This is a genomic window from Citrobacter amalonaticus Y19 (assembly GCF_000981805.1).
In the GTDB taxonomy this organism is placed as follows: Bacteria; Pseudomonadota; Gammaproteobacteria; order Enterobacterales; family Enterobacteriaceae; genus Citrobacter_A; species Citrobacter_A amalonaticus_C.
Genome location: NZ_CP011132.1, coordinates 900,425 through 920,127, shown reverse-complemented (window position 1 = coordinate 920,127; position 19,703 = coordinate 900,425). Strand labels below are relative to the sequence as shown.

Annotated in this window: 17 protein-coding genes; 4 read left to right on the top strand and 13 right to left on the bottom strand. The window is 55.3% G+C overall.

The window, feature by feature from the left end; genetic code table 11:
• The first annotated feature begins 136 nt into the window (after positions 1-136).
• From poxB to F384_RS04135, 4 genes are all read left to right on the top strand, one after another.
• The gene (poxB, locus tag F384_RS04150; RefSeq protein ID WP_046477857.1) at positions 137-1,855 is read left to right on the top strand and encodes a ubiquinone-dependent pyruvate dehydrogenase; all 1,719 of its coding nucleotides are present in this window, start codon (positions 137-139) and stop codon (positions 1,853-1,855) included.
• A 38-nt stretch (positions 1,856-1,893) separates the two neighbouring features.
• Positions 1,894-2,895 carry a low-specificity L-threonine aldolase gene (ltaE, locus tag F384_RS04145; RefSeq protein WP_046477855.1) on the top strand — a complete coding sequence of 334 codons (1,002 nt, stop codon included), beginning with the start codon at positions 1,894-1,896 and terminating at the stop codon, positions 2,893-2,895.
• 10 nt (positions 2,896-2,905) lie between these two features.
• Positions 2,906-4,342, top strand: a complete 1,437-nt coding sequence (locus tag F384_RS04140; protein ID WP_046477854.1) for an SDR family oxidoreductase — start codon at positions 2,906-2,908, stop codon at positions 4,340-4,342.
• A gap of 92 nt (positions 4,343-4,434) precedes the next feature.
• Entirely contained in the window at positions 4,435-5,448 is a 1,014-nt protein-coding gene (locus tag F384_RS04135) for an NAD-dependent epimerase/dehydratase family protein (protein ID WP_046477852.1), read from the top strand.
• Between the two features lie 536 nt (positions 5,449-5,984).
• Here the strand turns inward: F384_RS04135 and F384_RS04130 are convergent.
• The 13 genes from F384_RS04130 to gspE all read right to left on the bottom strand — a co-directional run bounded on the left by F384_RS04130 (position 5,985) and on the right by gspE (position 19,690).
• Positions 5,985-7,820: a glycoside hydrolase family 19 protein gene (locus tag F384_RS04130; protein WP_046477850.1), complete on the bottom strand. Its 1,836-nt coding sequence runs from the start codon at positions 7,818-7,820 to the stop codon at positions 5,985-5,987.
• Positions 7,821-7,960: 140 nt separating this feature from the next.
• Complete coding sequence (gene iagB / locus F384_RS04125; RefSeq protein WP_046477849.1) at positions 7,961-8,407, bottom strand: type III secretion system invasion protein IagB; 447 nt, start codon at positions 8,405-8,407, stop codon at positions 7,961-7,963.
• A gap of 137 nt (positions 8,408-8,544) precedes the next feature.
• Positions 8,545-11,304: a glycosyl hydrolase family 18 protein gene (locus F384_RS04120; protein ID WP_046477847.1), complete on the bottom strand. Its 2,760-nt coding sequence runs from the start codon at positions 11,302-11,304 to the stop codon at positions 8,545-8,547.
• A 258-nt stretch (positions 11,305-11,562) separates the two neighbouring features.
• On the bottom strand, positions 11,563-12,360 hold the full coding sequence (locus F384_RS04115; protein ID WP_046477845.1) for a prepilin peptidase: 798 nt from the start codon (positions 12,358-12,360) through the stop codon (positions 11,563-11,565).
• Positions 12,357-12,842 carry a type II secretion system protein GspM gene (gspM, locus tag F384_RS04110; protein ID WP_046477843.1) on the bottom strand — a complete coding sequence of 162 codons (486 nt, stop codon included), beginning with the start codon at positions 12,840-12,842 and terminating at the stop codon, positions 12,357-12,359. Before gspM ends, F384_RS04115 begins: the two co-directional genes overlap by 4 nt.
• Positions 12,839-13,981: a type II secretion system protein GspL gene (gene gspL / locus F384_RS04105; RefSeq protein WP_046477841.1), complete on the bottom strand. Its 1,143-nt coding sequence runs from the start codon at positions 13,979-13,981 to the stop codon at positions 12,839-12,841. The genes gspM and gspL overlap by 4 nt, the downstream gene beginning before the upstream one ends.
• A gap of 15 nt (positions 13,982-13,996) precedes the next feature.
• Positions 13,997-15,007 (bottom strand): type II secretion system minor pseudopilin GspK, encoded by a 1,011-nt coding sequence (gspK, locus tag F384_RS04100; RefSeq protein WP_046497710.1) that lies wholly within the window; start codon positions 15,005-15,007, stop codon positions 13,997-13,999.
• Positions 15,007-15,696 carry a type II secretion system minor pseudopilin GspJ gene (gene gspJ, locus F384_RS04095; protein WP_046477839.1) on the bottom strand — a complete coding sequence of 230 codons (690 nt, stop codon included), beginning with the start codon at positions 15,694-15,696 and terminating at the stop codon, positions 15,007-15,009. The genes gspK and gspJ overlap by 1 nt, the downstream gene beginning before the upstream one ends.
• Positions 15,693-16,073 (bottom strand): type II secretion system minor pseudopilin GspI, encoded by a 381-nt coding sequence (gene gspI / locus F384_RS04090; protein WP_046477837.1) that lies wholly within the window; start codon positions 16,071-16,073, stop codon positions 15,693-15,695. Before gspI ends, gspJ begins: the two co-directional genes overlap by 4 nt.
• Positions 16,066-16,551, bottom strand: coding sequence for a type II secretion system minor pseudopilin GspH (gene gspH, locus F384_RS04085; RefSeq protein WP_046477836.1), 486 nt, complete (start codon positions 16,549-16,551; stop codon positions 16,066-16,068). The genes gspI and gspH overlap by 8 nt, the downstream gene beginning before the upstream one ends.
• Positions 16,551-17,000 (bottom strand): type II secretion system major pseudopilin GspG, encoded by a 450-nt coding sequence (gene gspG / locus F384_RS04080; RefSeq protein WP_046477834.1) that lies wholly within the window; start codon positions 16,998-17,000, stop codon positions 16,551-16,553. Before gspG ends, gspH begins: the two co-directional genes overlap by 1 nt.
• Before the next feature lie 3 nt (positions 17,001-17,003).
• On the bottom strand, positions 17,004-18,212 hold the full coding sequence (gene gspF, locus F384_RS04075) for a type II secretion system inner membrane protein GspF (protein WP_046477832.1): 1,209 nt from the start codon (positions 18,210-18,212) through the stop codon (positions 17,004-17,006).
• Positions 18,212-19,690 carry a type II secretion system ATPase GspE gene (gspE, locus tag F384_RS04070; protein WP_046477830.1) on the bottom strand — a complete coding sequence of 493 codons (1,479 nt, stop codon included), beginning with the start codon at positions 19,688-19,690 and terminating at the stop codon, positions 18,212-18,214. The genes gspF and gspE overlap by 1 nt, the downstream gene beginning before the upstream one ends.
• Positions 19,691-19,703: the final 13 nt, after the last annotated feature.

The following is a 19,703-nucleotide window of genomic DNA, read 5'->3' as shown; positions in this document are numbered from 1 at the left end:
TTTGCCCTGATTTTTTTCACGCTACGCGTTATCCCCCCAGAAAGGAAGCTGCTGAAAATAAGGGGGTGCCACGCAGCGTAATCAGTATCTTCATCTAAACTTGTAACCGGTATCACAATTAAGGAGATGGAAAACCATGAAACAAACGGTTGCCGCTTTTATTGCTAAAACACTGGAACAGGCGGGTGTGAAACGTATCTGGGGCGTAACGGGCGATTCGCTGAACGGCCTGAGTGACAGCCTCAATCGCATGGGAACGATTGAGTGGATGTCGACCCGCCATGAAGAGGTTGCCGCGTTTGCGGCGGGTGCGGAGGCGCAACTGACCGGCGAACTGGCGGTGTGTGCGGGCTCCTGTGGACCCGGTAACCTGCATCTGATCAACGGCCTGTTTGACTGTCATCGCAACCACGTCCCGGTGCTGGCCATCGCCGCCCACATTCCCTCCAGTGAAATTGGCAGCGGGTATTTTCAGGAGACGCACCCGCAGGAGCTGTTCCGCGAATGCAGTCACTATTGCGAGCTGGTTTCCAGCCCGGAACAGATCCCCCAGGTACTGGCGATTGCCATGCGCAAAGCGGTGCTCAATCGCGGCGTTTCGGTGGTGGTTTTACCGGGTGATGTGGCGTTAAAACCCGCGCCAGAAAACGCCAGCACCCACTGGTATCACGCGCCGTTGCCGATCGTCACGCCAGCGGAAGAAGAGTTAAGAAAGCTGGCCCAACTGTTACGCTATTCCAGCAATATCGCCCTGATGTGCGGCAGCGGCTGTGCCGGGGCGCATAAAGAGCTGGTCGAGTTCGCCGCCAAAATTAAAGCCCCCATCGTTCACGCCCTGCGCGGCAAAGAGCATGTCGAATACGACAACCCGTACGATGTGGGGATGACCGGGCTTATCGGCTTCTCATCCGGTTTCCATACCATGATGAATGCCGACACACTGGTGCTGCTCGGTACGCAGTTCCCTTACCGCGCGTTCTATCCGACCGATGCCAAAATCATTCAGATTGATATCAACCCCGCCAGCATCGGCGCACACAGCAAGGTCGATATGGCACTGGTCGGCGATATCAAAGCCACGCTGACTGCGCTCCTGCCGCTGGTGGAAGAGAAAACCGAGCGTAAATTCCTCGATAAGGCATTGAGCGATTATCGCGATGCGCGTAAGGGCCTCGATGATCTCGCCAAACCCAGCGACAAGGCGATTCATCCACAGTACCTGGCACAGCAAATCAGCCATTTTGCCGCCGATGACGCCATCTTTACCTGCGACGTCGGTACGCCGACGGTGTGGGCGGCCCGCTACCTGAAAATGAACGGCAAACGCCGACTGCTGGGCTCGTTTAACCACGGCTCAATGGCCAATGCCATGCCGCAGGCGCTGGGCGCACAGGCCACTGCGCCGGGACGTCAGGTGATCGCCCTGTGCGGCGATGGCGGATTCAGCATGCTGATGGGCGATTTCCTGTCGGTGGTCCAGATGAAGCTGCCGCTTAAAATCGTGGTGTTTAACAACAGCGTGCTGGGCTTTGTGGCGATGGAGATGAAGGCCGGTGGTTATCTCACCGACGGTACGGAGTTGCACGACACTAACTTCGCCCGCATTGCCGAAGCGTGCGGCATCACCGGCATTCGGGTGGAAAAAGCCGCCGACGTCGATGAAGCGCTACAGCGCGCCCTGTCGATTGACGGTCCGGTGCTGGTGGATGTGGTGGTCGCAAAAGAAGAGCTGGCTATTCCGCCGCAGATCAAACTGGAGCAGGCCAAAGGTTTCAGCCTGTATATGCTGCGCGCCATCATCAGCGGTCGTGGTGATGAGGTGATCGATCTGGCAAAAACCAACTGGCTCAGGTAAAACAATGCACATCGCCTTTCAATTAATAGGGATGTGCAATGATCGATCTACGCAGTGATACCGTCACCCGTCCGGGTCGCGCCATGCTTGAAGAAATGATGGCCGCCCCGGTCGGGGACGACGTGTACGGAGATGACCCCACCGTTAACGCGCTCCAGCAATACGCCGCAGACCTTTCTGGTAAAGAAGCGGCGTTATTTTTACCCACTGGCACCCAGGCCAACCTCGTGGCGCTACTCAGCCACTGCGAGCGCGGCGAAGAGTATATCGCCGGTCAGGGAGCACATAACTATTTGTACGAAGCCGGTGGCGCGGCGGTGCTCGGCAGCATTCAACCGCAGCCCATTGACGCCGCGAGTGACGGCACGCTTCCGCTGGATAAAGTCGCCGCTAAAATTAAGGCGGATGACGTCCATTTTGCCCGTACCCGCCTGCTGAGCCTGGAAAATACACACAACGGCAAAGTGCTGCCGCGCGAGTATCTGCGCGAGGCGTGGGAGTTTACCCGTGAGCGCGGTCTGGCGCTGCACGTTGACGGCGCGCGTATTTTTAACGCCGTCGTGGCCTACGGGTGCGAACTCAAAGAGATCGCTCAGTATTGCGACTCCTTTACCATTTGCCTGTCAAAAGGGCTGGGGACGCCGGTGGGATCGTTACTGGTCGGCAGTCGCGATTATATCAAGCGCGCTACCCGCTGGCGCAAAATGACCGGCGGCGGCATGCGTCAGGCCGGTATCCTGGCGGCGGCCGGGCTGTATGCCCTGAAAAATAACGTCGCACGTTTACAGGACGATCACGACAACGCGGCCTGGCTGGCAGAACAACTGCGGGAAGCCGGGGCGGACGTGATGCGTCACGACACCAACATGCTGTTTGTCCGCGTGGGTGAAGCCAACGCGGCGGCCCTGGGCGAGCACATGAAGGCACAGGGCGTGCTGATCAACGCGTCGCCGATTGTCCGTCTGGTCACGCATCTGGACGTCTCGCGGGAACAGCTTGCCGAGGTCGTCGCCCACTGGCGCGCGTTCCTGAATCGTTAAGGAGAGAGATGTGCCGCAACGAATTTTGGTGCTTGGCGCCAGTGGTTACATTGGTCAGCATCTGGTACAGGCGCTCAGCCAGCAAGGACACCAGGTGCTGGCGGCGGCACGTCGCATTGAGCGACTGGAAAAACGACAACTGCCCAACGTCAGCTGTCATAAGGTTGACCTGAACTGGCCGACGCCTCTTTCTTCTCTGCTGACAAATGTCGATACCGTCTACTATCTGGTACATGGTATGGGAGAAGGCGGCGATTTTATCGCTCATGAGCGTCAGGTCGCGCTTAATGTGCGTGACGCCCTGCGTGAAACGCCGGTCGGGCAGGTGATTTTTCTCAGTTCCTTGCAGGCACCGGAACACGAGCAGTCCGACCATCTGCGAGCGCGACAAATCACCGCCGACACCCTGCGCGAATCTGGCGTGCCGGTGACGGAACTGCGCGCCGGGATTATCGTCGGTGCCGGTTCCGCCGCGTTTGAAGTGATGCGCGACATGGTTTACAACCTGCCGATACTGACCCCGCCGCGCTGGGTTCGTTCGCGCACGACGCCCATTGCGCTGGAAAACCTGCTGTACTATCTGGTGGCGCTGCTGGAACACCCTTCCCTGACGCATCGGATCCTAGAAGCCGCCGGGCCGCAGGTGCTCAGCTACCAGGAGCAGTTCGAACATTTCATGGCGGTGAGCGGCAAGCATCGCTGGCTTGTTCCCATCCCCTTTCCCACCAGCTGGATTTCAGTCTGGTTCCTGAACGTCATCACCTCGGTGCCGCCAACCACCGCGAAAGCGTTGATACAGGGCCTCAGACACGATCTGCTGGCTGATGACAGCGAACTGCGGGCATTGATACCCCAGAAGCTTATCGCCTTTGACGATGCCGTACGCAGCACGCTGAAGGAAGAAGAGGAACTGGTGAACTCCAGCGACTGGGGCTATGACGCGCAGGCATTTGCCCGCTGGCGACCAGAATATGGTTTTTTCGCCAAACAGGCCGGTTTTACCATGAAGACGCCTGCCAGTGTGTCGGCATTGTGGCGAGTCGTGAACCGTCTCGGCGGCAAAGAGGGCTATTTCTTCGGCAATGCCTTGTGGAAGATCCGCGCGGCGCTGGATCTGTTAGTCGGCCACCGGCTGGCAAAAGGTCGCCCTGAACACGAGCTGCTTCAACCGGGGGATGCCGTAGACAGCTGGAAAGTGATCATCGTCGAGCCGGAAAAACAGCTCACGCTGCTGTTTGGCATGAAGGCACCGGGGCTGGGACGGTTAAGTTTCACCCTTGAAGATAAAGGTGACCATCGGGAGATTGACGTGCGCGCCTGGTGGCATCCGCACGGTATGCCGGGGTTATTCTACTGGCTGCTGATGATCCCGGCACACCTGTTTATTTTCCGGGGGATGGCAAAAAAAATTGCCAGACTTGCAGAACAAATCACAGATAAATCGTAAAAACTTGCTGTATTGTTTCACGTTTCCCATTGCATACCGACGTAATTCACGGAAGAATGCGCACGACGTTTTATTAAACACAGTGGACTGATATGAAGGTACTGGTTACCGGCGCAACCAGCGGCTTAGGACGAAACGCGGTTGAGTTTTTGCGCAACAAAGGCATCAGCGTCAGAGCAACCGGTCGCAACGAAGCGATGGGTAAACTGCTCGAGAAAATGGGCGCGGAGTTTGTGCATGCGGATCTGACCGAACTGGTCTCTTCGCAGGCGAAAGTCATGCTTGCGGGCATCGACACGCTGTGGCACTGCTCAAGTTTCACCTCCCCCTGGGGAACTCAGGAAGCTTTTGATCTGGCAAACGTTCGAGCGACCCGCCGTCTTGGCGAATGGGCCGTCGCATGGGGCGTGCGTAACTTTATCCATATCTCCTCCCCGTCGCTTTACTTCGATTATCACCATCATCGCGATATCAAAGAAGATTTTCGCCCGCATCGTTTTGCTAACGAATTTGCCCGCAGCAAAGCCGCCGGAGAAGAGGTCATCAGCCTGCTGGCCCAGGCCAATCCGCAGACACGATTTACGGTGCTGCGCCCACAGAGCCTGTTTGGCCCACACGACAAAGTGTTTATCCCCCGTCTGGCGCACATGATGCACCACTACGGCAGCGTGCTGTTGCCGCACGGCGGCAGCGCGATGGTTGATATGACCTATTATGAGAACGCTGTCCACGCGATGTGGCTGGCGAGCCAGGCACAGTGCGACACCCTGCCTTCGGGTCGGGTGTATAACATCACCAACGGTGAGCCCCGAACGCTGCGCAGTATCGTGCAAAAGCTGATTGATGAGCTGAACATCCACTGCCGGATCCGTTCTGTGCCCTATCCAATGCTGGATATGATCGCCCGCAGCCTGGAGCACTTTGGCAATAAGTCAGCCAAAGAGCCGGCGTTAACTCACTATGGGGTGTCGAAGCTGAATTTCGACTTTACGCTGGATATCAGTCGCGCCGAAGCGGAACTGGGCTATAAGCCGATGGTGACGCTGGATGACGGTATTGTGCAAACGGCCGCGTGGCTACGGGATCACGGGAAGCTTCATCGTTAGTTCACTGCCGGTAAATATATCCTCTGGCCTTACGCAAACACGTCGGCAATTTTCAGCCGGACTCATCCGCACCTGACCTTCTGAGATTTTGATTAAACAGCCAGACGGAAATTACTGAAAATCAGAATGCTGAAGCGACACCCCGGTCCGGCGTGAAAATCGATGAGGCGTTGACGGCTGACCGGGGGCGCCCGCAGGGAAGCGGGCGCAGGGGACGGCCTGCAAGGATGCAGGCTCGGCCCCGACCCGACAGGCAGACGGCATAAGGCGAATGCACCACGAAGTGGCGATTTTCCCTGCCGGGAGCCTGGGTTGCAAGGGAGGCGGCGGCGAGCCTCCCTTGCACGTTCACGTGTAGTGCGGTTTCAGAGGAACACTGAATATAAGTGAACGTAACCCTTCACTTTATGGGTATATTCTTCAGGATGCCTGACAGACAGGTTACTGCGCTGTGCGTCAGGATGCATATGCCACCGCTGGATGGACAAAAAAAACGGCAACCTTTGGGTTGCCGTTTTGCTTTTTGCGTATTGCGTTTACAGAGCCGTCCAGGCATCAGCCCAGGCCAGACCTGCGCCAGGTTCATAGTACGTCGCGGCGCTGTTACACCAGCCGCTGTACGGGAACGGTTTACACTGGAACAGTTTACCGTGGTTGTTCACGATATCGCCTGCCTTGTACTTGCTTTTCGCCACCCACGCCGGATAAGACCCGGTGGTGCCGCCGTCCTGAGACGCGGTTTTCGCCTTCACGTTCAGCAGGTAGGTGGTTGTGCTGCTCAGTTCGCCGTCGCTCACGGTCAGGCTGACTTCATACTGCTGAGCCGTCGCGGATTCCGGTGCGTTGAATGTCACCACCGCTTTATCGGTGCCGGTTACCGTCTGACCATCCTGGGAATGCCAGGTATAAGTCAGTTTATTACCGTCTTCGTCAGTGGAACCTTCCGCGCTCAGAGAGACTTTCGCCCCCGCTTCAACGGCGCCGATCGGACCGGCAATCTGCGCGACTGGCGCATGGTTAACAACTGCTGGCACATCTGGCGTTTCATCCGGCGTCGGCTCAGGATCCGGCGTTGGCACTGGCGTCACATCGTCTGGCGGCGTTGGCGTCGGCGTGACCTGCCCATCGTCTGGGGTCGTTGCAGAACCATCATCATTGACAATGTTCACATTAAAGAATTTCTTCACGCAGTTGCTGTAGTCGCCCTCTTTGAACGCGCTGAACGGCGTCTGATAGCCCACCAGCTGGCAAGAGTATGTCGCGCCGCTTGGTGTATCCGCACTCCATCCCCAGTCCTGCTCCCAGTAAATCTTCAGCGCGCCTGAGCCGCCCTCGTCAAACTGTTTCATGTTGGCGCAACCCAGCACTTCATTTGCCGGAACCGCGACCTTCAGGTACTTCGCAAACTCTTTGTAGTACTTGATACGGTTTTCAGACTGCGCAATTTCAGTCGGGCCGCCGCACTCCACGCCGCCGTTAATAATCTGGGTGGTCACGCCAAAGCCCGGAACCAGACCGTTGGCTTTATCGTGATCGTTCGGCTTCCAGGAACCGTCGATAACCTGCAACATGCTTGGTTTTGGCGGCTGCGGGTAAGCGAAGAAGAAGATGGCGCTCGCCAGGTTCAGCCAGGTATCTGCCACCAGTTCCGGTTTGTCCAGCAATGTGCGGACTGTGCCGAACATGGCTTCAGAGAACGGGCCGTAGTTGTAGTTGTAGGAGAGCTGTTTTGCCCCACGACCAAAGTAGCTGACGAAATCGCCATCTTTGTCTTTACCGCACGGCCAGGTCTGACCCTGCCAGATATCCGGAGCACATTCGCCGTTATAGCCGCCCTTCTGCCCTTCGCTCCAGCCCATTTCGCGCACATACACCAGCGCCTGACGCCATTCGGCTTCCGGACGCCAACTCTCGTGACCGCCGGTTTCCTGCGCAAAGTGAGCAAACATGGTTGCCAGTTCTTTGCGACAAATCGCATCACTATCACGCCCGTCGTTATAGGTCTTACACAGCGCCGGGAATTTACCCACCGCTTTCAGGAAGTTGCTGTAAGTGTAAGACTGTGCGCGCATGGGAAACAGATATTCCCAGTCGCTGGCTTTGACGATACCTTCAACGCGTTTCACGTTATCCGGGTTCGCCGCGCGACCGGGTTCAATCTGCTCAACCAGACTGTTGTCCAGGGTGGCAATCGTGTCTTTTACCGATACCATCAATGGGAAATTGGTGAGCTCTTTTTCCTTTTTCGCCAGATCGCTGGCGTGAACGGTGTAGGGCTCGCTGCTGGTCGCCTGCAACGTGTTCGCCTGGGCCATAAACGGGGCGACACAAGCGCCCGCAACGAGAACGCTCAGTAGTGTCCTTTTGGTCATCTCAAATAATCCTGTTCGTAAACAACAATGGTGTTGACGATCCCGCCTTATGTATTACTCCATTAATACATAAGACTGGGATTGCCGTGTTTTTCATTTTTTGAAGAACACCGCTTTGTGCTCTTCAAAAAACAAAAATATTAATATTCAACAGAAGTGCTGGGTTTTATTTTCTGGTATTTATTCCAGACCTTACGGGCATAGCGCATGCGCTTAGTATAATTTTCTTTTTTCAGTCCCGCGTTATATGCGCCTACCGCTTCCCAGTTATAGCCATAGACTTTAATCATATTCGATAAAATAGAGGCACCGACCATAATAGAGGTACAAGGCTCGGCAATTAAGCGTTGCTCATTGATCCCCTGACGCTGGAGTTCATCAAAATGAGAACTGTTAATTTGCATCAGGCCGACATCTCGCGAACCATCATGGTTCCAGCCAACCGCATAAGGGTTCATACCGGATTCCACTTTCGCAATAGCAAATAACAAATACGGATCGACGTGATAATAATGAGCTGCTTTATCCCAGCAATTGGCGAAAACACTTTGGCTGACGATCAGCAATAACAAGATTAACCGTTTCATTTCATTACCTGCTGCTTTTATTTTCCATTCTCTCCTTACGCACATCCGTGAATCCTGGTGAGTGGCTGACCACCCCGAAGAGGGGGTAGTCAGCCATTACGGGCGCAGATCACGCCCGTAATGTCAGGGTCAGAAAATTATTTGCAATCTGCTGATGCCCCTTCTTTCACCCATACGTCGCTGTTGCCCGGTTTATCACCACGGGTCCACCATTTCGCACGGTAGACAGAACCCTGGTAAGTGGTGGTTTCACCGCTGTTGTAGACCACATCAGAACGCCAGTTCATGCTCACTTTGCTGACCAGATCCCAGGCGTCCACACCGAAGCCAGGCTGGTTGCCCTGCGTCCAGTATTTCGCTTTCCACACCAGATTGTCGAAGCTGACGGTATTGCCGCTGTTGTAAACTTTGCCGGCGTTCCATGCTGCATATTTGCTGGCATTCGCATCAACCGGTTTGTCACAGCTGCCGTTCGCCGTCCCTTCGTCAGATGGCGTGCTGCCTTCATCGGATGGGGTATTGCCTTCGTCAGACGGTGTGTTGCCTTCATCAGATGGGGTATTACCTTCGTCAGACGGCGTGTTGCCTTCGTCAGATGGGGTATTGCCTTCGTCTGCAGGTTTCGGCGTGACCACAACCTGTACGTTAGACTGCACGCTGGTTTTACCATCGCTCACCACAACGCTCAGGGTGTAGGTAGACTCGGAGGTCACTTCTGGCGCAGTGATGTTCACGTTGGCGGTATTAGCGCCGGTCGCTTGCATATCCGCTGGAACGCTCCAGGTATAGGTCAGTGCATCACCATCGGGATCCGCAGCCTGCGCATGCAGAGAGTGGCTTTCGCCCGCTTGCAGGGTGATGGTTTCCATCTGGTTCACCACCGGTGCCTGGTTTGCTTTCGGCGCTTTGTTCACAATCTGGACATCAATTGCGTTTTTCAGCCCTTTGGCGTCAGTCACCGTCAGGCGGAATACCATGGTCTGATCGCTGGTCGCCGCGGCAACGTTAAAGGACGCTTTCGCTTTGGCGCTGTTGCTGATAGTCACCGATGGGCCAGAAACCTGGGTCCATTTGTAAGTCATCGCATCACCATCCGGATCGCTGGACGCGGAACCATCAAGCGTGACGGTAACCGGACCGGTCACATTCTGATCGGCCGCAGAAGCGATTGGCGCGTGGTTAGTCACCACCGGATCAACCGGCGTAGAGCCACCACCCAGCAGGCTTTCATTCATGGCGTTCAGAATGTCGCCGTTATCGGAATCGATAGACCATCCGAACAAGCCGCCCAGATTGTTCGCCAGGACATATTTGCCTTTCGCGGTTGTCGAACGGGCATCTTCGTAGCTGATAAGATCGCCAGTCGTTTTATTAAAGACGTAAGGCGCTTCAGCGGCTGTATCATAGCCGTATTCCCAACCTGCTTTACCTTTGAATTCGTTAACAATCTGACGATAGTCAACAACGCCCGGTTCCCAGGTCCCTTTCACTGCGCCTGTCGCGGTGCCGGTGAATGGATTACTGCCAGTCTGACCGTGAACGCCAGTCCAGCCGCGACCGTACATGCCTGCACCAACAACGATCTTGCCAGGCTGTACGCCCTGCGCCAGCATCGCTTTAACACCGTTTGCCGTGGTGTAGTTGGTATCCGGACGATCTGCAGGAGCGTACAGTGCCGCCTGGTGACCCAGTTCGGTATTGCTCCACGCGCCGTAGAAGTCGTAGCTCATCAGGAAGATGTGATCGAGATACTGCTGCGCCGTGGTGTAATCCACGTCTTCAATCTTATCGCTACCGGAACCGATCGCCGAGGTCAGCTCATAGGTACGGCCAGTCTCTGCTTTCAGTTCGTTCAGCATGGTGCGCAGGTCACGCATCAGCACGGTATAGGTGGCTTTGTCCTGCTGCGGATTGCCCAGGTTTTCCGTCACACCGCCGCCGCCCGGGAATTCCCAGTCAATGTCCACGCCATCGAAGAATTTCCAGGTCCGCAGGAACTCTTTGACGGAGCCAACAAAGCGCGCACGAATAGCCGGGTCAGCCATATGGAAGAACGGGTCGGACATGGTCCAGCCGCCAATGGAAGGCAGAATTTTCAGATCCGGATGCGCTTTTTTCAGCGCCATCAACTGACCGTAGTTACCTTTGTAGGGGTCGTCCCAGTTAGAAACGCCGGATTGCGGTTTCTGCAGCGCGGCCCACGGATCGTGGATAGCGACGGTAAAGTCCTGGCTGCCATTACAGGCGCGTTGCAGCGCAGCAAAGCTGTTGCCGTTTTCAACGGTTTTCAGACCATCGTTGATGCCATCGCCGCCACAAATCGGAACAAAGCCGTACAGGATATGGTTCAGGTTAGCCGCAGGAATTTTGTCGACCTGGAAGTCACGGTCATACACGCCCCACTCAGGATAATATGCCCCCACGACTTTATCGGTATGCTGAGCGAAGGTTTTGTTGTTCTCACGCATCGCCGCATTCAGCGGCAGCAGGTGGCTACCGTCGGTATCGGCAACGATAATCAGCTTGCTGGCGCTTTTGGTACAACCGCTGGCGTTACACAGTTCGACCTGCTCCTGATAACGTCCGCCTTTTTTCACTTTAAAAGTCGCAGAGCCAGAGGTGCTGCCTGCTCCTGTCCAGACGGTGGTGCCATCCAGCAGCACTTTCGCTGATGTTGGCGCTGCGCCACTCCAGACGTTCCACTCAACCTTCACATCTACGCCATCTTTATGTACTTTGATGAGGTTGCTGTACGCCTGTGCTGCCTGGTCCACTTCAACAAGGGCAAATTTGTCATTGCCGCTGCCAATAGAAGGAGTACCCGGTGCTGCAGCAAATGCAGAGCTTGTCGCTGCCGCAATAAAGAGCGCCAGGTATTTAGGCTTCATAAATTTCATTTTTATTTCCTGATAAATGTATTCATATAACGTTAATGACCCATGTCTTCCTTTAAAGCATGGAATATCTATTGCAAATTCTTTATTTAAAAAACAACAACCATAGAGAATATTATTTTATGACGCGTTGTACTCCTCCATTAAAAGATACAAGCTCAAAATCCGTATAGCTTATGTTGTTTACAATACTCTGACGGGAAACATTATGCCTTCCCTTTCCCCGTTGAAATAATTTTAAAAAAAACTTGACCCGTATATTCAGAATGTGAAAGCAAACACCTGCCCGCTGAATACCACCATTCCAGCAAAAGCCAGTGAGGGACCGAAAGGAATAATGCGGGTATTTTTACCTGAAATATTTAATACGAAAAAAACCACAATCCCACTTAATGCCGCAAGTAATACAATGGAAGGCAGTGCCTGCCAGCCGCACCATGCCCCGAGCGCCGCCAGCAGTTTAAAATCGCCGTAGCCCAGCCCTTCACGCCCGGTTGCCAGTCGAAACGCCCAGTAGAGCAGCCAAAGCGACAGGTAACCCGCGACCGCGCCGAAAAGCGCGTCAGTGAGCGGTAATGAATGGCCCAGCGCATGAGTCAATAGCCCGGCCCACAAGAGCGGTTGCGTCAGGCAATCGGGCAGCAACTGATGCTGCGCGTCAATCATCGCCAGCGGCAGTAAAAAGGCCGCGAGCAGCCACAGTGAGCGAAGCGTCTGAACATCCGCCCCCCATCCTGTCGTCACGCCAAAAAACAGCGCGGTGACCAGTTCGATGGCAAATAACCGCAGCGGAATCGCCGTTTGACAATGGCTACAACGGCCGCGAAGCGCCAGCCAGCTAACAATTGGGATATTTTCCCAGGCCTTGAGAGAATGTTGACAGACCGGGCAATGCGACGCCGGAAAGAGTAAATTTGTGCGACTCTCCTCCTCCATGACCATTGCCGGCACGCGTTCCGCCACCACGCCAAGGAAACTGCCGATGATTGCCCCCAATACTGCACTCATCCCGGTCACCGCCACCGGGTAACTCTCCCGGAGCAGAGTAAACGTATTCATGTCACTTTATTCCAGGTGAGTTGAATTTTCGCATTAACGTCACTCAGATGATCCACTGGCGTAAGGCTCATTTTCTCCAGGCGAATGCCGGAGGACATGTTCATTTCCCGCAGCCAGTTTTTTAATTGAAAAATATTGATCCGGCCAACGACAAACGATAATGACTGCCCATCCTGACGCACATCCGTCAGTGATAAATGAATATCCCGCGCGCTCTTTTCCACGATACTGCGTGGATTGTCCGTTTTCACCTGCTGTACCTGAAGATGATTTTTATCAATTTCTCCACGCATCCAGTTCAGCGTCTCCTTTTGCCGCGCCAGCGTGGATTTACTGCTTTGAATCATATTATCCAGCGGAATAGCCCCGATGTAATACACGGCGGCGCAACACATCACCGCGGCGCATATTTTCAGGCACGCTTTTTCTCTGATGCTGTAATTCTGATAGCGCGATTTCAACTGCGCGATTCGCTCTCTCATTTATATTTCCCGGTAATCATGGCGGTATAGGGCGCCTCTTTTGACACAGGCTGCAAAGCAAAATCAAAATGCTCACCCGTCTGATTCACAAACGCCTGTAGCGCCTGCGGGTTTTCCGCGCTAACGCTCAGCGTCAATGCGCCCCGAGAGCCATCGTACTCAAGCAGGTCAATTTCCATTTCCGGAACCGACTGTTTAGCTTTTTCCAGCTCATCCAGTTGCAGGAAGATGCCCTTACTTTGTTTCTTCATGTTCTGGCCAAAGTGGTATTTGATGTTGGTCGTCTGCCGCATGCTCGGGAAGTGGTACTGGTAAATCTGCACAATTTCCTGCTGAACGTGATTTTCTTCCTGCACCAGCATCCAGGCCAGCGCAATACGCGGCCCCAACAGCAGCCCTAGCGACAGGATCCCTGCGGCAATCATCGCCGCTTTGATCCTTTTTGATACGCCAGCGGATGCCGCTCTGACGCTGAATTCACCGTGCAGCAGGTTGATACGACACGCCTGCCATTGCGCCTGAATCAGCACCAGCGGATGTTGCCATGCCAGGTGTTCATCCACCTCCACGCCATCGGGGGTCTCCCCGTAGCAGCACACTTCACCTTCTCGGGTTTTCTGCAATAACAGCGGCAGCAGCGTGGCGTCCACATCGCAAGCGCCATCCGGCGAAAAACGCAGCCAGTAGCTCTCATCCAGAGCGACCATCGTGCTTCCCCCCGGCGCCACCGGTAACAGCCAGGCGTCCGGCAGAACCTGAACCACGTTTAGCCCTGCGTCGTGAAAACAACTCAGCCAGTGGCGCAAACGCGTGGCGTCAATCGCCACGGCATCCACCTCGCGCCCTTTCTTATTGAGTACCGTCCAGTGAAGGTTATCCACCTCGCCGATCAGCGTCTCTTCAGCCATCCACGAGAACGCCGTCGCCTGTGACGAGATTTTTTTCGGCAACGTAAAGTGGCGGAAGATCATCTCGCTGGCGGGCAATAGCAGACACACCCGCACGGCCAGAGGATGGTCTGCCAGCGCACTCAAGTCCGCCAGACTATCAAGCGTTTCCACCTGCTGGCTTCCCGATTCACACCACCATAATTTCCCGTCCTCGCGGCTGTCGGGACGAATAAAAAGCACCTGTTTCATAGCATTCGACTTTTGTTATTCAATCATTCGGTAACGACGCTGCCACGTCACGATCTCACCGGCTTCGTTATTCACCTGAAGCTGGCTGACCACTCGCAGCGTCAAATCATCGGTATTGCCGGTATAGTTAACGCGGAAATATCGGCTGTTGATGGCTATCTGTTCCGCCACGCGCGGCAACTCGTCTTTCAGTTGAGGGAAGTTTTGTTCCAGCAGCGTGCTGAAGTCCTCAAGGTTTTCCCAACCGGCTTCAGGCCGCGCCTCAATCAGGCGAGCGGCGTCATCTTCCGTCATTTTTCCAGGAAACAGCGCCGCCAGAACCGCCGCCTGTTCCACGCTTAACGTATTGACGTCCACTTTGGTCGCAGAATCCGGCAGCGCACACAGCAGTTTGCTCACTTTGGCGTACGCAACAGCCGGGAACGCAGGCAACAGCTTGATCTCAGCGATGTTGCGCATCATCTGGTTAGCAGGCTGTCTGGCCGGGACCAGCCCAGCCCAGGCATCGTTCTCCGCGCCCTCTTTGACCGTCGTGGTGTCGCCGTCAAGGTAATCCACCAGTTGCAAATAGATCTCTTCGGCGGTTGTCTGCGCGACGCCGCTTCGCGTCAGGATCTGCTCAACACTCAGCTCCTTTAGCGGTTTTTCCGGCACCGCCGGGGCATTCTGCACCTCAGCCACTTTCTCTTCGGCAAGCAGGTTATTGACGTTAAAGCAGGTTTGCGCGTCTTCCACCTGGCTTACCAGCGTGTAATCTTCGCCACGGGTTTCCAGCGGTTGATGCCAGTCGCCGTCGGGTGCCAGCGCTTTGCTTTCGCCGCTGGCGTCGGTCTGTAGCCTGTCCTTCACCACCTTTTCCTGCGCCTGCATCGCCCAACGCAACTGCTGCTGGCTCACCTGATAGTGCGTTTTTTGCAGGTTGCGGCAGAACTGCTGGCTAATTTTCGCCGCCAGCGCCGACATCATGACCAGCAGAATCAACACCACCAGCAGGGCCACGCCTTTCTGTTTGCGTAATGCGCTCATCATTTACCTTCCGGCGCGGGTTGTGGTTTCGCCTGCCCGACAGGCGCAGCGTCTGCCGCCGGGGCTGGCGCATCGGCATTGTCTTTCGATGCTGGGACTTCGGCGTTGTCTTTCGGCGCAGCCGCTGCTTGCGGTATATCGCCCGGCGTCATAAACACCCAGCGCCAGGTTTCACCCTCTTTCATGGTCAGCGTCAGCTCTACTCCGTCCGGCTGGTGCGCAGAATCAGGCCAGTTTTTTAACCAGCCTTTGCTGTAAAAACGCCAGACCGCGGATTTCACGTCGCTGACTATCGGCACCGCCTCAGACTTGATGTTCGCCGGGCTATCGATGGCGGGCCAGACGTCACGATACAAACGCCCTTCCGCCAGCCGCCAGCGCACGCGCTCTAGCTGCACCGAACCACTCACGCCGTTCAGCGTGGTCAGTTCAAGGGCATCGTCATCCTGGCGGAATACGTCTGGCTCATTACGCGGCGCACGCGCCTGTAGCTGGAAGAAATCGCGCTCCATCAGGCTCCAGGCGCGCTGGAGCTGATTAAGCTTCGCCGCGCTGGCATCCGTTGCGGAACTGGTGCGCATCGCCCCGTCCAGAATTTGCCAGGCCAGGGTGCTGATAACCGCAAAGATGGTCAGCGCAATCATGACCTCCAGCAGGGTAAATCCGCGCTGGCGTCGCCTGTTTTTCACTGATTTTCTCCTGGTGGAACGACCTGCAACGTCATAACCGGCTGGCTCTCGTCGCCTTCCGCATAGACCCGTATCGCGTTAGCCCAGCGGTTATCCGCCGTTTTTACCCGCTGTTTGCGCCAGTTCCAGTTGCGCCCGCCCATCATCTCCGTCCCATGCTCTTCCGTATCGGGAAAATCGCTTTTGCTCAGTTGCGCTTCCGCTAACTGGTTTTCCGCCACCCAACTGGCCTGTAGCGTATCGGCAAGACCGTGGGTGAAACGCACGTTGAGGGTGACCGAGTTCATCAGCGCCAGCGCGGCGGTGGAGAAGATGACCAGCGCCACCATCACTTCCAGCAGCGTCATGCCTTGTTGCTTTTTCTTGCCGTTAGCCATCGTTTTCTACCGATACGGGCGCCGCCCCTTGCGACACCACGCGAAAATGGTGCTGCTTGTCATCACTTTGCAGCGTCAGCGTGAATCGACTGATTTCGCCGTCCGGCAAAAAGACCACCTGCGGTTCAGCATCCACCGTGGCGGCCAGCCGTTGCGGCGTGAGCGAAACGTGCATATCTTCTGGAAAATCGCCCTGGGTGGTAATACGACCTGCGGATAAAGGCACCCAGTGACGCTCGCCATTTTTATCTTCCAGCGTCACCAGTTGATAATTATCCGTTGTCACCACCAGCCCCACGATATTTCCGTCCATCACCGCACGGTCAGAACCATAATCAACAAGGGCTTTTAATTGCTGGCCAAATATATCCGCACCGCTGCGTGAAGGAATGGTTGACACCACCATCATGGCGCAACTGGCAAATATCACCAGCGCCAGAATAATTTCCAGCAACGTAAAGCCGCGTTGTTTTTTCATTATTTCGATTTTTTATCGAGAGACCAGTTGGTAATGTCATCGGCGGTATTGGCTTCACCGTCCGGACCAGCAGAAAAGACATCAACAGCGCCATGTTCACCAGGGCTGACCAGCAGATAATCGCTGGCCCACGGGTCCTGCGGCAGGCGGCGAATATAACCATCCGCGCGATAGCCGTTGGGAATGGGCGCGATTTCAGGTTTGGTCACCAGCGCCTGTAAGCCTTGCTCGGTAGTGGGATAACGGTGGTTATCCAGCTTATACATATCCAGCGAGCCTTCGAGCGCCACAATATCGCTGGTCGCCTTTTGCTGGTCCGCTTTTTCTTTGTTGCCCATTAAATTAGGCACCACCATACTGGCAAGCACGCCGAGAATAACAATAACCACCATTAATTCGAGCAAAGTGAAGCCCGCCTGGCGAGCCAGGTGTTTTCTTTTCAAAGACATGATTTAACCTACCATATTATTAAGTTGCAGAAGCGGTTGTAATATTGACAACACGATAAATAAAACGATTGTCGCCATTGAGACCACCAGCGCCGGTTCAAATACCGACAGTGTTAATGTAATTCGGTGCTGTAATCCTGATTCCTGGTTTTCCGCTGCGCGATCCATTAGGTTGCCTAATTCACCGCTCTCCTCGCCGGAGGCAATCATATACAGCATGGTGGGCGGAAATAATTTCGCCTGCTCCAGCGCCGCATAGAGTGTCGCCCCCTGACGCACGGTATCTGCCGCCTGCTCCAGCACCTGTCGGGCATAGAGATTTTCAATACCGTCCATCGCGATATACATCCCTTCCAACAGTGGGACGCTGCTCGCCTGCAAAATACTCAGCGTGCGGATGTAGCGGGCGCTATTAATGGCGCAGACCAGCTTTTTTATCGGCGAACCGTTGACCAGCCAGCGGTGCCAGCGATACCGATTTTTCTCATTGCGAAGCCACGCCTTAAAACCGATAAATCCGCCCGCCAGGCTGCCAGCGATGTAGATCCCAAACGCCTGCAGGAAATCGCTCACCGCAATCAGCGTGCGAGTCGTCATCGGCAGTTGTTGCTTCATATGAGTGAACTGCTCAATCACCTGCGGAACCACCGCCACCAGCAGAATGCTGATCACCGCAATGGCCACGACCGTCAGGGTAATCGGGTAGACCATCGCCTGCGTCAGCTTGCTTTTCATCTTCTGGCGCTGCTCGTTATATTCCGCCAGTTTTTCCAGCACGCCGCCAAGATGACCGGTTTTTTCACCCGCCATCACCAGCGTGCAGTAGAGCTTGTCAAAGGTGCGCGGAAACTGGCTGAAGGCATCAAACAGCGTATGTCCTTCGACGATCTTTTCGCGGATCTCCACCACCATCGCCGCCAGCTTTTTATCTTCAGTCTGTTTCGAAATCGCCTTCAGGGCGCTCTCCAGCGGCAACGCCGCGTTTACCAGTGTGGACAACTGGCGGGTAAACATGGACAACACCGGCGTTGAGAGTTTTGCGCCGGTTTTCGCGGCGCCTGTCGCCGCTTTCTCGCGGGTTTCATTGATACTGACGGGCATCAGCTTTTGCTCGCGCAACTGCTGGCGAACCTGCTTTTGCCCCTCAGCCTGCAACGTGCCGCGTTGGGTTTTCCCCGCTGCGTCCGTCGCCGTCCATGCGTAGAAGGCCATTACTCATCGCCTCCACGCTCGGCGGTTACGCGCATCACTTCTTCCAGTGACGTCACGCCGCTAATCACCTTCAGCAGACCGTTTTCACGCAGGCTATAGGCCTGCTTAAACAGTTGCGTTTCAATCGACATCTCATCTTTATCTTCGTGGATGGCGCGGCGCATGGCGGTGTCGACCACCAGAAACTCGTGGATCCCGGCGCGGCCCTGGTAGCCGCTCTGGCGGCAATGCTCACAGCCCACGGCACGAAAAATCGCGTTTGGCGGCGTCTCCATAAAGCTGAATAACGCTTTTTCATTGTCATCCAGCGGACTGGTGGTTCGGCAGTGAGGACACAGCCGACGCACCAGACGCTGAGCAATGACGCCAAGCAACGATGAACCGATTAAAAAGGACTCCAGCCCCATATCGCGCAGGCGAGTAATCGCTCCCGCAGCGCTGTTGGTGTGCAGCGTAGACATCACCAGGTGACCGGTGAGCGACGCCTGTACCGCAATTTGCGCCGTTTCCGCGTCACGCACTTCCCCGATCATCACCACATCCGGGTCCTGACGCAAAATAGCGCGCAGTCCTCGGGCAAAGGTCATGTCTACACGCGGGTTCACCTGCGTTTGCCCCACCCCTTCAAGCTCATACTCGATCGGATCTTCGACGGTCAGAATGTTACGTTCATGGCCGTTGAGCGCCGACAGAATGGCGTAGAGCGTGGTACTTTTCCCGGACCCCGTTGGTCCGGTGACGAGAATGATGCCGTGCGGACGGTCAATCAGCTCTTTTAACTTCGCCAGCTCTTCGTCAATCAGCCCAAGCTTGTTGATGTCCGGCTTCAGATTGCTTTTATCCAGCAGACGCATCACCACCCGCTCGCCATACTGCGACGGAATGGTGGAAACACGCACATCGACCGCCTTACGGCCAATACGCAGAGAGATACGCCCATCCTGCGGCAAACGCTTCTCAGCGATATCGAGTTTGGACATCACCTTAATACGCGATACCAGCAGCGGCGCGAGCTTGCGCGCGGGTTGTAGCACCGGGCGCAGCACGCCGTCGACGCGAAAACGGATGCTCAGCGTGCGCTCGAAGGTTTCGATGTGAATATCCGATGCCCCCTCTTTCACCGCTTCGCCAAGAATAGCGTTGATCAGACGGATCACCGGGGAGTTTTCGTCGTTATCCAACAGATCTTCGTTGTCCGGGATCTCCTCGGTTAACGCCATCAGATCGATATCCGCATCCATGTCGTCCACCAGCTGTTGGGAGACGCCGCTGTTCTGCTGCCAGATCTTCGCCAGCATCTCGTCGAACGCTTCCGCCGTCAGGGTAACTGGCACATAAGAGCGTCCCAGTACCCGGCGCATTTCCAGCAAGGCAAACGCGGGGGTATCGTCACGGATATAGATCTCGTTGTTATACAACAGGATGCCGTTATCCTTCGCGTAGCTACTGCTGCACAGATTTTTACTCAGTTCGTCCACATTGCGCTCCCAC

Bases quoted from the DNA above. Each gene is read 5' to 3' on its own strand.
- poxB (WP_046477857.1), top strand. From the start codon at position 137: ATGAAACAAACGGTTGCCGCTTTTATTGCTAAAACACTGGAACAGGCG.
- ltaE (WP_046477855.1), top strand. From the start codon at position 1,894: ATGATCGATCTACGCAGTGATACCGTCACCCGTCCGGGTCGCGCCATG.
- F384_RS04135 (WP_046477852.1), top strand. From the start codon at position 4,435: ATGAAGGTACTGGTTACCGGCGCAACCAGCGGCTTAGGACGAAACGCG.
- F384_RS04130 (WP_046477850.1), bottom strand. From the start codon at position 7,820: ATGACCAAAAGGACACTACTGAGCGTTCTCGTTGCGGGCGCTTGTGTC.
- iagB (WP_046477849.1), bottom strand. From the start codon at position 8,407: ATGAAACGGTTAATCTTGTTATTGCTGATCGTCAGCCAAAGTGTTTTC.
- F384_RS04120 (WP_046477847.1), bottom strand. From the start codon at position 11,304: ATGAAATTTATGAAGCCTAAATACCTGGCGCTCTTTATTGCGGCAGCG.
- F384_RS04115 (WP_046477845.1), bottom strand. From the start codon at position 12,360: ATGAATACGTTTACTCTGCTCCGGGAGAGTTACCCGGTGGCGGTGACC.
- gspM (WP_046477843.1), bottom strand. From the start codon at position 12,842: ATGAGAGAGCGAATCGCGCAGTTGAAATCGCGCTATCAGAATTACAGC.
- gspL (WP_046477841.1), bottom strand. From the start codon at position 13,981: ATGAAACAGGTGCTTTTTATTCGTCCCGACAGCCGCGAGGACGGGAAA.
- gspK (WP_046497710.1), bottom strand. From the start codon at position 15,007: ATGAGCGCATTACGCAAACAGAAAGGCGTGGCCCTGCTGGTGGTGTTG.
- gspI (WP_046477837.1), bottom strand. From the start codon at position 16,073: ATGGCTAACGGCAAGAAAAAGCAACAAGGCATGACGCTGCTGGAAGTG.
- gspH (WP_046477836.1), bottom strand. From the start codon at position 16,551: ATGAAAAAACAACGCGGCTTTACGTTGCTGGAAATTATTCTGGCGCTG.
- gspG (WP_046477834.1), bottom strand. From the start codon at position 17,000: ATGTCTTTGAAAAGAAAACACCTGGCTCGCCAGGCGGGCTTCACTTTG.
- gspF (WP_046477832.1), bottom strand. From the start codon at position 18,212: ATGGCCTTCTACGCATGGACGGCGACGGACGCAGCGGGGAAAACCCAA.